Source organism: Sphingomonas sp. BL-S-25, assembly GCF_055521555.1.
Genome location: NZ_CM145486.1, coordinates 2,639,382 through 2,652,697, shown reverse-complemented (window position 1 = coordinate 2,652,697; position 13,316 = coordinate 2,639,382). Strand labels below are relative to the sequence as shown.

10 protein-coding genes are annotated in these 13,316 nt (G+C 67.2%); 4 read left to right on the top strand and 6 right to left on the bottom strand.

Going from position 1 to position 13,316, the window contains the following annotated elements; genetic code table 11:
• Positions 1-59: 59 nt before the first annotated feature.
• From ACZ1H8_RS12660 to ACZ1H8_RS12650, 3 genes are all read left to right on the top strand, one after another.
• The gene (locus ACZ1H8_RS12660; protein ID WP_465177544.1) at positions 60-1,568 is read left to right on the top strand and encodes an aldehyde dehydrogenase family protein; all 1,509 of its coding nucleotides are present in this window, start codon (positions 60-62) and stop codon (positions 1,566-1,568) included.
• Between the two features lie 138 nt (positions 1,569-1,706).
• Positions 1,707-3,761 (top strand): hydantoinase/oxoprolinase family protein, encoded by a 2,055-nt coding sequence (locus tag ACZ1H8_RS12655; protein ID WP_465177543.1) that lies wholly within the window; start codon positions 1,707-1,709, stop codon positions 3,759-3,761.
• 12 nt (positions 3,762-3,773) lie between these two features.
• Positions 3,774-5,657, top strand: coding sequence for a hydantoinase B/oxoprolinase family protein (locus ACZ1H8_RS12650; protein ID WP_465177542.1), 1,884 nt, complete (start codon positions 3,774-3,776; stop codon positions 5,655-5,657).
• Positions 5,658-5,772: 115 nt separating this feature from the next.
• On the opposite strand, the gene ACZ1H8_RS12645 is transcribed toward ACZ1H8_RS12650, so the two are convergent.
• The 6 genes from ACZ1H8_RS12645 to ACZ1H8_RS12620 form a co-directional block, all read right to left on the bottom strand.
• Positions 5,773-7,278 (bottom strand): aldehyde dehydrogenase family protein, encoded by a 1,506-nt coding sequence (locus tag ACZ1H8_RS12645; RefSeq protein ID WP_465177541.1) that lies wholly within the window; start codon positions 7,276-7,278, stop codon positions 5,773-5,775.
• Entirely contained in the window at positions 7,275-8,420 is a 1,146-nt protein-coding gene (locus ACZ1H8_RS12640) for an FAD-dependent monooxygenase (RefSeq protein ID WP_465177540.1), read from the bottom strand. The genes ACZ1H8_RS12645 and ACZ1H8_RS12640 overlap by 4 nt, the downstream gene beginning before the upstream one ends.
• Positions 8,421-8,511: 91 nt before the next feature.
• Positions 8,512-9,411, bottom strand: coding sequence for a VOC family protein (locus tag ACZ1H8_RS12635; RefSeq protein WP_110149461.1), 900 nt, complete (start codon positions 9,409-9,411; stop codon positions 8,512-8,514).
• Between the two features lie 31 nt (positions 9,412-9,442).
• Positions 9,443-10,240 (bottom strand): SDR family NAD(P)-dependent oxidoreductase, encoded by a 798-nt coding sequence (locus ACZ1H8_RS12630; protein ID WP_110149462.1) that lies wholly within the window; start codon positions 10,238-10,240, stop codon positions 9,443-9,445.
• The gene (locus tag ACZ1H8_RS12625) at positions 10,240-10,545 is read right to left on the bottom strand and encodes an REDY-like protein HapK (protein WP_465177539.1); all 306 of its coding nucleotides are present in this window, start codon (positions 10,543-10,545) and stop codon (positions 10,240-10,242) included. The genes ACZ1H8_RS12630 and ACZ1H8_RS12625 overlap by 1 nt, the downstream gene beginning before the upstream one ends.
• A 12-nt stretch (positions 10,546-10,557) precedes the next feature.
• Entirely contained in the window at positions 10,558-11,871 is a 1,314-nt protein-coding gene (locus ACZ1H8_RS12620; protein WP_110149464.1) for an MmgE/PrpD family protein, read from the bottom strand.
• A gap of 223 nt (positions 11,872-12,094) precedes the next feature.
• Here ACZ1H8_RS12620 and ACZ1H8_RS12615 point away from each other — a divergent pair, with 223 nt between their 5' ends.
• Positions 12,095-13,303 carry an MFS transporter gene (locus ACZ1H8_RS12615; protein WP_465177538.1) on the top strand — a complete coding sequence of 403 codons (1,209 nt, stop codon included), beginning with the start codon at positions 12,095-12,097 and terminating at the stop codon, positions 13,301-13,303.
• Positions 13,304-13,316: the final 13 nt, after the last annotated feature.

Genomic DNA, 13,316 nt, shown 5'->3' with positions numbered 1-13,316 from the left:
TTCTCGCTCCCGCCCTTTCGTGGTGGCTTGGCACCACGAAATCTGAGGATTATCTGATCATGCTCGACATTCGCCAGCCCCAGCTCCGCCCTGAAGTCCAGGCTTTCCTCGACCGTCGTGGAAGGGGTGAGGGTCTGCTGATCGGGGGCGGCTGGCGTACTGCGTCCGACGGCGCAACGCTCTCAACGGTCGACCCCGCGACCGGACGCGAAACGGCACGAATCGCCGCGGCCACGGCCAGTGACGTCGATGCCGCCGTCGCCTCCGCCCGCGCCGCGTTCGACGGCTGGCGCAGCACGACGCCGGTCAAGCGCGCCCGGATCCTGTGGGCGATCGCCGACCTGATCGAGGCTCATATCGACGAACTGGCCGAGCTGGAGACGCTGGATCAGGGCAAGCCGCTGTTCGTCGGGCGCTGGGCCGAGATTCCCGGGGCGGTGAACCAGTTCCGCTTCTATGCCGGCCAGGCGATGGCGATCGAGGGGCAGACGCTGAACAGTTCGATCGACTATCAGCCGGCGGGCAAGCAGGTATCGGCCTGGACGGTGCGCGAGCCGGTCGGCGTGGTGGCCGCCATCGTTCCGTGGAACTCGCCGCTGGTGCTGACCGCGATGAAGCTGGCGCCCGCGCTCGCCGCCGGATGCACGATGGTGCTGAAACCGGCCGAGGACACCTCGCTGACCGCGTTGCGGCTCGCCGAGCTGATGCTCGAGGCCGGCCTGCCGGAAGGCGTACTGAATGTGGTGACGGGTCTCGGTTCGGCGACCGGTGCCGCGCTGGCCAACCACCGCGATGTCGACAAGGTCGCCTTCACCGGGTCGACCGCGACCGGGCGCGCGATTCTCGATGCTGCAAAGGGCAATTTCAAGCGCGTGACGCTCGAGCTGGGCGGCAAGTCGCCCGCCATCGTGCTGCCCGACGCGGATCTCGACCTCGCGATCCCCGGTGTGGCGAACGCGATTTTCTTCAATGCGGGCCAGGTGTGCATCGCCGGGTCGCGCCTCTATGCGCACCGCTCGATCTTCGACAGGGTCGTGGAGGGCGTCGCCGATTATGCCAAGGGCCTGTCCATCGGCCACGGTCTGGATGCCGCAACGCAGATGGGCCCCCTGGTGTCCGCCAAGCATGCCGAGCGGGTAGCCGGCTTCGTCGAGGGCGCGCGCAGCGGTGGCGCGACGTTGCTGACCGGCGGCGAGCGGCTGGGTGAGGCCGGGACGTTCGTTTCGCCGACCGTCGTCGTCGACGTGACGCCCGACATGGCGATCGTGCGCGAGGAAGTGTTCGGCCCCGTACTGGTCGCGCAGGCCTATGACGATCTCGACGAAGTGGTGAACGCGGCCAATGACAGCGATTATGGCCTGGCCGCCAGCGTGTGGACGCAGTCGCTGTCCGATGCGCACCGCATGAGCGCCGCCATCCGCGCCGGGACGGTCTGGATCAACTGCCACGCGATGTACGACCCATCACTGCCCATCGGCGGGATCAAGCATTCGGGCTGGGGCCGCGACAGCGGGCGGCAGGCGATGGACAGCTACCTCGAATGGAAGACCGTCTGCGCCGTCATCTGACCGAGGTGCGACCGGACATGTTCGCATAGCGGAGAGTCGGGCGGCCGCCCCTGTCGCGGCGCGCGCCAGGCGACACAATCAGCCGATCGTGGGCCGCACTGAATGGCCCCTCAAGCTAGCGAACTGGAAGGGGTTGCTATGGCATATCGCCTGGGCGTCGACGTCGGGGGCACGTTCACCGACTTGCTGTTACTCGAAGAGCAAAGCGGTGAGTTCTGGCGGCACAAGACGCCGTCCACGCCTGCCGACAGTTCGGTCGGCATCCTGACCGGCGTCGAGGCGATTTGCGCCAAGGCCGGCGTTACGCCGGCCGAGGTCGAGGTGTTCCTGCACGGGACGACTGTCGCGACCAACGCGATCCTGGAAGGCAAGGGCTCGCGCGTCGGCCTGATCGTGACCGAGGGTCACCGCCAGATCATGCAGATCGCACGCAGCTTCGTGCCCGGCGGTCTTGCCGGCTGGATCGTATGGCCCAAGCCCGAGCCGCTCGCCGCGCTGGAGGATACGTTCGAGATCAAGGGGCGGATGGACGCGTTCGGCAACGAGCTGCGCCCCGTCGACGATGACGACATTCGCGCCGTGCTGGAGAAGGTGAAGGCGCGCGGCGTCGAAGCGGTGACCGTCAGCCTGATGAACAGCTACATCAACGGCGCGCACGAAAAGCGGGTCGCGGAACTGGCGGCGGAAATCCTGCCGGACGTGCCGATTTCGCTCAGCCACATCGTCCTGCCCGAAATGCAGGAATATGAGCGCACGCTGACCACCGTCGCCAACGCCGCGGTGCGCCCAGTCGTCGGCCGCTACGTCCGCAACCTGCGCAGCAAATTGCGCGAGTCGGGCATGGCGGGACGCATCTCGCTGCTCCGTTCGGACGGCGGCCTGATGTCGTCCGAGGCATCGGAGGAGCACCCCGTCGCGCTGCTGATGTCCGGCCCGGCGGGCGGTGTTACCGGCGCGCTGTGGGTCGGCAAGAATGCCGGCATCCGCAACATCCTGACGCTCGACGTCGGCGGCACCTCGACCGACGTGGCACTCATCGAAAATCTCGAAGCGCGCCGCGTGCGCACCACCGAGGTCGGCAGCCTGGCAGTCCGTGCCTCGGCACTCGACGTGAAGACCGTCGGCGCAGGCGGAGGGTCGATCGCCTATGTGCCCGAACTGACCAAGGCGCTGCGCGTCGGCCCGCAATCGGCGGGGGCGGTCCCGGGCCCGGTCGCCTATGGCAAGGGCGGCACCCTGCCCACCGTCACCGACGCCAATGTCGTGCTCGGCTATCTGCCCGAGGCGCTGCTCGGCGGCACCTTCAAGCTCGACAAGGCGGGGGCCGAAAAGGCGGTGCAGACCATCGCCGACGCACTCGGCATCGGCCTGTACGAGGCGGCGCGGGGCATCATCGACATCGTCAACGAGAACATGTTCGGCGCGCTGCGCATGATCTCGGTCCAGCAGGGCTATGATCCGCGCGACTTCGCGGTGATGGGCTTCGGCGGCGCCGGGCCGCTGCACGTCAATTCGGTCGCGCGGCTGATGGGCAGCTGGCCCGCCATCTCGCCGGTCAGCCCCGGCGTTCTGTGCGCGCTGGGTGATGCGACCACCCAGATGCGCTCCGAAACCGCCCGCTCCTTCTCGCGCCGCTTCAGCGAGACCGACGAAGCGGAAGTGCGCGCGATCCTGGACGAGATGGCGACGCAGACGCGTGACGCCCTGAAGGCCGATGGCGTGCCCGAAGCGGAGATCTCCAGCCTGTTCGAGATCGACGTGCGCTACGAAGGCCAGGCGTTCGAAGTGCCGCTGTCGATCGACGCCGAGACGCTGGCGAAGGATGGGCTGGCGGGCATCACCGCGCGCTTCGATGCGGAGCACAAGCGCCTCTTCACCTTCAACATGGAATCGGCACATGAGCTGGTGAACCTGCGCGCCGTGGCGCTGGGCAAGCCGCTCGAACTCGAGGCGGCCGAATTGCCCAAGGGCAATGGCGATCCGATCGAGGCGAAGATCCGCGATCACCAGCTGTGGATCGACGGCGAGCTGCGCCCGGCGGTGATCTACGACCGCGCCAAGCTGCGCCAGGGCGACCGCCTCCCCGGTCCCGCAATCGTGACCGAGATGGATTCGACCACGCTGATCGAGGCCGACTGCACCGCGACCGTCGACGCTGTCGGCAACATCCTCATCAACCCGACCAACGCATAAGGAGCCCGAGCGATGGCAACGATCGTCCAGAGCAACCCCGCTCCGTTCAACCCCAAGCCGATCGATCCCGTCACCCTGGAGGTGATCGAGAATGCACTGCGCAACGCGCGCGTCGAGATGGACGCGACACTGGTGCGCACCGCCATGTCGCCCGGCATTCGCGAACAGGGCGACGCCTTCCCGCTGATCGCCGACCATCAGGGCCGCATGATCGTGGGGCAGTTCGGCTCCTATATCGGCCCGTTCCTCGACGGCTATGACGGCACGATCGAGGACGGCGACATGATCATGCTGTCCGACCCCTATTCGGTCGGCGGCGCCATCAGCCACTCGAACGACTGGCTGGTGCTGCTTCCCGTGTTCAAGGACGGGCGGCTGATCGCCTATACCTCGATGTTCGGTCACCAGAGCGACATCGGCGGCATGGTGCCGGGATCGATGCCGATCCACGCCACGTCGATCTTCCAGGAAGGCGTGCGCATCCCGCCGGTCAAGATCTGGAAGAAGGGCGAGTATAATGCCGACCTGATCGAGCTGATCATGACCCAGGTCCGCACGCCCGACTGGTGCAAGGCCGACCTGAACGCGCTGATCGCCTCGTGCCGCGTCGCCGCGCGCCGCGTGGTCGAGATGGCCGAGCGCTTCGGCGACGACGTGTTCGTTGCCGCGACCGAGGAGCTGCTGCAGCGCAATTATCGCGCGATGAAGCAGCTGATCGCGACGTCGGTCGGGTCCGAGCCCGTCAGCTTCGAGGACTATATCTGCGACGACGGCATGGGTTACGGCCCGTACAAGATCAAATGCACGATGTGGCGCGAAGGCGAGAAGGTCGTGCTCGACTTCTCCGGCACCGATCCGCAGAGCCCGGCGTCGATCAACTTCTTCCTGAACGAGAACATGCTGAAGATGTTCTTCGGCATCTACATGATCATGGTCTTCGACCCGCAGATCCTGTTCAACGACGGCTTCTACGACCTGATCGACGTGCGCATTCCCAAGGGATCGCTGCTCAAGCCCGAATTCCCGGCCGCATTGTCGGGCCGCACCCATGCGCTGGGCCGCATCTTCGACGTGCTGGGCGCGCTGCTGGGACAGAAGACCCCGGAATTCCTCAACGCCGCAGGCTTCTCGTCCTCGCCGCACCTTTTCTATTCGGGCACGGACCGGAAGGGGAAATATTTCCAGCTGTTCCAGATCGGCTTTGGCGGCGTGCCCGGCCGCCCGCTGGGTGACGGACCGGACGGCCACTCGCTGTTCCCGGCCTTCACCAATGTTCCGAACGAGTTCCTGGAACGCTATTTCCCGATGGTGATCGAACGCTACGAGACCGCGCCGGATTCGGGCGGTGCAGGCCTGCATCGCGGCGGCAACGGCATCCACATGACCTATCGCTTCCTCGAGCCCGGCAACATCGCGATCCATGACGATCGGTGGTTCGTGCCGCCCTGGGGCGTCAATGGCGGCAAGCCGGCACAACGCGCGCGCAAGATCCTGGAAAAGGCCGACGGCACCCAGCACATGGTCGGCAACAAGCAGGAGGACATCCCGGTCGAAGCCGGCGATCAGCTCCACTTCATCACCTGGGGCGGCGGCGGCTGGGGCGACCCGCTGGAGCGCGACCCGGCGCTGGTCGAGAAGGAAATCCGCCAGGGCCTGGTCACCGTTGATGGCGCCCGTGCCTATGGCGTGGTCATCGTCGACGGCGGCGTCGATGCGGCGGCGACAGAGGCGCTGCGCAGCGAGATCCGCGGAGGACGTGGCGAGTTGCAGACGTTCGATTTCGGTCCGGACATCGAGACGCTGCGCGCCAATTGCGAGGCCGAGACCGGCCTGCCGGCGCCGCGCCAGCGGCTATGGTCGGACGTCGAGCTGCCGGAGGCGCTCGCGGTGGAGTAAGTGCATTCGGCCCCGCGGCGAATTCGCCGGGGGCCCTTGCCGCCCCTTTGCCCAACCATCGGGCGGCATGCCGGCTGTTGTCCGCAGCCGGGAACAGCGGTGACGGCGCGGCCCCCTAGAGCTGCGCCGTCACCGCCTTTGTTTCGAGATAGGCGTCAAGGCCATCCTGGCCGAACTCGCGCCCCCAGCCCGACTGGCCAAAGCCGCCGAACGGCACGTTCGTGCCGACCGCGCCATGGCAGTTGATCGAGACATGTCCGGCGCGAATGCGCGACACCAGCCGGTGCGCGGTCGACAGATCGCGCGTCCACACGCTGCCGGACAAGCCATAGGGCGTGTCGTTCGCCATCGCCGCGATCGCATCGAGATCGTCGCCGGCGAATCGCTGTACCGCCATCACCGGCCCGAAAATCTCCTCCCGCACCACCGCCATATCCGGCGTTGTCGCGGTGAAGATCGCCGGCGAGATGAAATTGCCGGCGCGATCGACCTTCTCGCCACCGGTCACGAGCGTCGCTCCGGCCGCCTTTGCCCCCTCGATATGGCCCATCACCTTGGCGGTGTGCGCGTCCGAAATCATCGGGCCCAGCATCGTGCCCGGGTTCAGCCCATGACCCAGGGTCATGGCCTGCGCGAACCCGGCAAGCCGCTCGATAAAGGCGTCATGGATCGCCTCGTGCAGGAAGATGCGCGTCCCGGCCATGCAGTTCTGGCCCTGAAGGAAGAAGGTCGCCATCGCGACGCCCGGCACGGCACGGTCGAGATCGGCGTCCGGCATCACCACCACGGGCGACTTGCCGCCCAGTTCGAGCGACACCTTCTTGAGGTTGCCCATCGCCGCCTGGACAATCCGGCGCCCGGTCGCGGTCGATCCGGTGAAGCTGATCTTGTCGACACCCGGATGCTCGGCGAGCGCCGCACCGGCATCGACGCCGAGCCCGTTGACGATGTTGACGACGCCCGCGGGAAAGCCCGCGTCGAGAATCATCTGGCCGAGCGCCAGTGCCGACAGCGGAGTCTCCTCCGAGGGTTTCATCACCACGGTGCAGCCGGCCGCCAATGCAGGCGCGAGCTTCAGGATGGCGGTCGACAGCGGTACGTTCCACGGCACGATCTGGCCCGCGACACCGACCGGCTCACGCAGCGTGTAGGTGAGCGCTTCCCCGCCCGCCGCGATATGGCGCGGCGGGGCCATGGTCGCGCCCTCGATGCGCAAGATCGCCCCCGCATAATAGTCGATCATCTCGACATTGTTCGCCACCGTCAGCTCGGCGATGAACATCGGCATGCCGTTGTCGATCACGTCCAGTTCGGCGAGCAGGCGGGCATTGTCCTGCATGATCCGCGCGAGACGCGACATCAGCGCGGTTCGATCGCCTGCCGACATGCGCCGCCATGGTCCCTCGAACGCGCGCCGCGCCGATGCGACCGCGGCATCGATCTCTCGCGCACCGCCCAGCTGCACCTCGGCGAGCCGCAACCCGGTCGCCGGATCGCGCGTCTCGTGCGAAGCGGTTCCCTCGACCCAGTCGCCGCCGATCAACAGGCGATGCGGCCGGGCGAGAAATGCGCGCGTTTCCGGCGCGATCTCATGGCCGTCAAAGGGAAGCACGCCGCTCATACCGCTACCGTCCTGCAATCATAGTCGAACAGGCCGAGCGATTCCTCGTCCTTCATCTGGCCAAGACCGAACAGGTCGCTGTCCGCACCCTGCATCCGATCGGCATTGGCATTGCTTTCCGCCTGGATCCAGGTCGCGCGGTCATGTCGCGCCTCGACATAGCGGCGCAGCCCTTCGGGTACATCGTTCGCAGCCGCGAGCGCGCGCGCCAGGACGACGGCATCTTCGATCGCACAGGCCGCGCCATGACCGAGGAACGGGGTCATCGCGTGCGCCGCATCGCCCATCAGCGCGACACGCTCGTCAACGATCCAGTCGGCCAGGGGTCGACGCGCGTTGATCGCCCATTTGAACAGGGGCTGGCGCGACGCGGCCGCGATGAGCCGCTGCACGTCCTCGCTCCATCCGTCATAGGTCGCGGCGAGATCCGCCGGGTCCGCGGGGATCGTCCACCCCTCGTCGGTCCAGCCGTCCTGCCGCGCGAAGAAGACCATGTTGAGCCACTGATTGCCGCGAACGCCGTAGCGGGTGACCATGCGGCCCGGGCCGATATGGATACCGGGATATTCGGTGAGGTCGCGGATGCTGTCGTCCACGGGCGCCATTGCGCGCCACGCGACGTGACCGGTGAACATCGCCGGTCCGCTTTCGAAGCGCTTGCGGATGACCGACTTGACGCCGTCCGCGCCGATCAGCGCATCGCCCTCGACCCGTTCGCCACTGGCGAGGATCGCGCTACTGCCGTCACTGTCGACAACCGCAGCACCGTTGCGCAATTCGACGCCGGTCTCGCGCGCCGCGTCGAGCAGCAGCTTGTGCAGATCGGCGCGGTGGACGGTGACATAGGGCGCGCCATATTTCGCGCGCTGGCTGGCGCGCTCCATCGGGACCAGGATGCGTCCATCCTGCCAATGCTGGATCCGCTGGCGACTCGGCTCGATCCCGGCCGCGGCGACCGCCTCGCAGATGCCGATATGATCGAGGCCCTTCATCGCATTGGGGGAGAGGGTGACGCCGGCGCCGATCTCACCGAATACCGGTGCCGCTTCCAGAAGCACGGCCTGCATCCCGGCCTGTGCGATGGCGGTGGCTGCGGTCAGGCCGCCAATGCCGCCGCCAACGATCACGATTTTCTTGCTCACTCATTCGCTCCCGCGCTGATGTCCGCTTGTAGGACCCGGCGCACCGTTCCACGCATAAACCGCACCCGGATTGATCGCCATGCGGACAGGTTCAACCGGTCTCGATCAGCTCGATCAGTTCCCCGGCCGGCCCGCGCAGTGTCACCGCACGGCAGCCGGCGTAGAGCGGCCCGTCGCGCGCGACCGGCGCGCCGATACCGGCGATATCCAGCGCATCGAGATCGGCGACTGCCAGCGTCACCAGCGCATTGCCTGGCGGCAGTGCGCCGGGGCGGCACGGTCGTTGCACGGTTGCCTCCGGAAAATCATCGACCTCCAGGATCGGGAGCCGCCCCTTCTGGACCACGGTGATGGTGGTCAGGTGATCCTCGGGCAGGTCGAACGCCTTGTTGATCATCGTATAGGGGATGACATGCGTATCCATGATGTCGAGATCGAGCGTGCGCGCATACCAGTCGACGCTGGCCATGCGATCGGGCGTCGCCAGGATCGCAACGAAGATATGATCGACGGGCGAGCGCGCCTTGGGCAGGTCGCAATTGGGCATGTCCGCCGCGACCTCGTTCAGGTAGAGCATCTCGTGCCCCGGCCCGAACACCTGCATCGGTACGAAGAACGGCATCGACGCGATCATGCGCGGCGGGCCCACCACCTCGAACCCGCTGCCCGCCAGCCGCTCGGGCCAGCCGAACACGTCCTGCACGGTCAGCTCATAGGCCGCCCAGCCATAGCTGCGCATCGGGCGGAAATCGTCCGGCACCTCACCCTCGATCAGACGGATGAAGCAGGGCGCTCCGCTTTGCGGCTGAAGCGTCGCCATGCGCGCGCCGGCACTGGCCGGGCAGTCCCAACTCGCCGCGATCCCGGCGGAGAGCTCGCCCTGCTCGATCAAGGTCAGGCCGAGCCGCCCCCGATAATCCGCAATCGCCACCTCGAGATTCGGGACGGTGACCACGCCGCCCAGGATCGTGCCGTGCGTCGCGACCATCATGCTGCGGCAGTCCCCCTGCGCGGCGCGCGCATCAATGCATTTCCTCGCCGCCCGAGACGTTGAGCGCCTCGCCCGTCACATAGACCGCATCGTCGGACGCCAGCCAGGCGCACGCATTGGCCGTATCGCTCGGCAGACCGGGGCGGCCGAGCGGGTTCCGGGTCTTCATGTTCTCGATATAGGCTTCGACGCTGGCAAAGCCGAGCAGCTTGGAGAAATACGCATTCTGCTCAGCCCCGAGCGCCGTCGTCACATGGTTGGGGCATACCGCGTTGACCGTGATGCCATGCGCGCCGAGTTCGATCGCGCTCGCCCGCGTCAGGCCGACCATGCCGTGCTTGGAGCTGACATAGGCCGCCAGATGGGGAAAGCCCGACTTCGCCGCCTGGCTAGCAATGTTGATGATCCGCCCGCCTTGGCCGCGCGCGACCATCGCCCGCGCCGCGGCCTGGGTGCAGTAGAAGGCGCCCGACAGATTGACGCCGATGACCTTGTCCCAGTCCGGCGTCTCGACGTCGAGCAGCGGCTTCATCATGAAGCCGATACCGGCATTGTTGACGAAGACGTCCACGCCGCCGAACTCAGCGACCACCGCATCGACCAGCGCGGTGCAGTCAGCCGCCTTGCCGACGTCGCACGCGACCGTCGCGACCCTGGCCCCGCGCCCGCGCAAGTCCTCGGCGACGCCCTCGGCCTCAGCCGTGATCGCAAGGTCGGAGACGACGCAGTTCGCGCCCTCGTCGGCGAAGCGCTGGAGGATGGCCTGGCCGAGACCCTTTCCGCGGCCCGATCCCGTCACGACGATCGTCTTCCCCGAAAAGCGTCCCATCACAGATCCTGCGTCAGCATGAACTGCGGATTGTCTGCAAAATCGCCGAAAGCGGCCGCCACCTTCGTGAATGCCTCGGTTGAGATGTCCGCCACGAACGGGTCCATGTCGGCGATGTCGATGATCTCGACATAGTCATAGGGTGCCGGCAGGTCGCTGCCGAACAGGGCGGTCGTGCGATGCACGGTGAAGCGATCGACCGACGACAGCGCATTGACGCCGGGAATGTCGGTGCCGGTGGCCCATGCTTCATAGACTGCCGGATCGACGCCCGGCTTGAGATTGAACAGGACGACGATGCGCATCGGTGAGTCTCCTTAGGCGGTGGCAAGCGGACGGTCGGTGGGCCCGCAGAAATAGGCGAGCGGTGCGGCGAAGATCTGAGGATCTGCGGCCGGCGCGAGTTCGGCGGCGAGCGCCCGCTTGGCCGCGGTCTGCGCTTCGCTCATGGGTGCGTCGGGATGGCCCAGGGTGCGCGCGATATCGCGCTCGACCCTGGTGCCGTCCTTCAAATTTGCGACCACGCGCTGCGGTCCGAGCGCGTTGAGGTCCGGATTGCCGTCCAGCGTAATGGTGAGTTTGGCGGCCAGTTCGGCAATCGCCGGATCGCGGAAATGCTCGGGCGTGAACCGGCGCGGGTCGATCCGGCCATCGCTCAGCATCAGCGCGGTCAGCAACGGCAGGCACAGCCGCGCATAGGCGGGGCTCATGTCCGGCCCGAACGCGCGGCCGACAAGTCGCGGGATCAGCGGCGGGGCCAACAGCTCCAGCGTTGCAATGTCTTCAACGGCGACCTCGCTCAGCATGTCGTTCAATGCGGCGAGCAGTCCATGACTCGCGCGCCCCGACGGCCATGGCTTGATCGAGCATTCTGCGATCCGCCACACATTCCCAAGCTGACCCGCGTAATCCTCGAGCTCGCCTTCATCGAACAGCCTGAGATAGCCGAACGGCCCCTCCAGCGCGTCATGCGGGCCGGTCAGCCCTGCCTCGACCAGATCGACCGCGGCGACTGCTGCACGCGCTGCATTGGCGACCTGCAGCGGCAATGCGATCGACCCTTCGACATGCGCCTGCATCGTGCCGGCGATCTGCGCCACGGCGAGGCCCAGCACGTCCTCGAACCGATCGACCCCCATGATGCGCGCCACCGCCAGCGCGGCGCCGACCGTGCCCGCGGTCGCCGGGCGAAAGAAGCGGACGGGCGTCCTGGCGATCACCCCCAGTCCGCTCGCCACGTCGACCCCCACGGCAATCGCCGCCAATGCCTCATCGGGATCGCAGCCGCCGCGCCGATCGATCGCCGCGCCGACCGCGGCAGTGACGCTGGAAAGCGCATGCACGACCGCCGGCTCGTGCAATGCGTCCCATTCGAGGCAATGGATCTGGAACGCGTTGACATACGCCGCGCCCGCCGCCGGCAGCCTTTGGTCGACCCCCAGCAGGCGACTGTCGGTCCCCGCTCCCCAGCGCGCGGCTGCCTGCCGCACGCCTGCCGCACCCGGTGCGGTCGACCCGGCGGCGCCCACGGCCAGGGTATCGGCCAGCATCGCTTCGGCCGCCGCGCGCACCGACGGGGGCAGGCGATAATCGGCACGCGCGAAGTCGATCAGACGGGCGGTTGCGCTCATGAACCATGCTCCAGAGGGCGGTGACGGTATCGGCACGATCGCGACGAGACAGGCGAGCGACTCTGCCGCCCGGTGCCCTGCCCCTCCATGCCGGTCGCGCCGGATCGCCGCCTGCCGGACAAAATCGATTGCCCGCTGGCATGGCCGGGCGCGCGACATAGCCTGCGCCCTCAAAGTGGAAGGGAAAGCGATGCACGGACCAGCGCCACGATCGGAATTCCGCTTGGGTACCAAGCCTTTGGTCGCGGCGCTGCTCGGCGTGACCTGCGGCGCGTCGCCGCTGCCGTTCAACGTCCTGCCGCTGATGATCGGGCCGATCCATGCGGAGCTGGGCTGGGATTTCGCATTGATCAGCGCGGGCGTAACCGTGTTCGGCGTGATCGGGGCATTGCTCGCGCCCGTCTATGGCGGTGCGGCCGACCGGTTCGGCGTGCGCAGGGTGGCCTTGTCGTCGCTCGCAGCCTTCGCGGTCGGCTTTGCCGCGCTCTATTTCATTCCGGCCAACCCCGTCGGCTACATCGCCTGCTGGGCGGCGCTCGGGCTGATCGGCATCGGCTCCACGCCGGTGACCTGGAGCCGCGCGATCAGCCTGTGGTTCGACCGGCATCGCGGACTGGCACTCGCCATCATGCTGATGGGCACCAGCCTTGCGGCGCTGATCGTGCCGCAGATCGCGCAGCGCGCGATCGACGCCGGGGGCTGGCGCGCGGCATTTCCGGCGGTGGCGCTGATGCCGCTCCTCATCGCCTTGCCGGTCGCACTGCTATGGTTCCGCGAACCCAAATCGCATGAGCGGCCCGCCGGCGTCGAAACCGCGTCGGGTGAGGTCTGGGGTGTCACGCTCCGTCAGGCGACCGGCGACTATCGATTCTGGGTGCTGCTCGCCTCGATCCTGCTCATCGCCTTCGCCTATGGCGGCGCGCATATCCACATGGCGCAGATGGTCCAGTTGCATGGCTTCTCGCCCCAGGTCGCGGCGAGCGTGATGGGTGTCGTCGCGCTGGGCATCTTGTCGGGCCGCCTGATCGTCGGGTTTTTCTTTGACCGGCTCTGGGCGCCCGGTGTCGCCTTTCCGGCACTGATGCTGCCGGCGCTTGCCTGTTTCATGCTGATGGGGACGGACACGTCGCTGCCGCTGGTCGTCACCGCCGGTTTCCTGCTCGGCGTCGCGGCGGGGACCGAAGCCGATGTGATCGCGTTTCTGACCGCCAAATATTTCGGGATGGCGCATTTCGGACGAATCTACGGGATGCTCTACATGCCGTTCGGCGTAGGCGCGGCGATATCGCCGATCATCTACGGCGTCGTCCGCGACCGTTCGGGGAGCTATGATCCGATGCTGATGGCCGCGAGCCTGTTGTTCGCCGTGGGCGGCGCGCTCCTGCTGACGCTCGGCCGCTATCCCCGACACGCCGCCGCAACCCTTGCCTGACCTTTCGGAACCA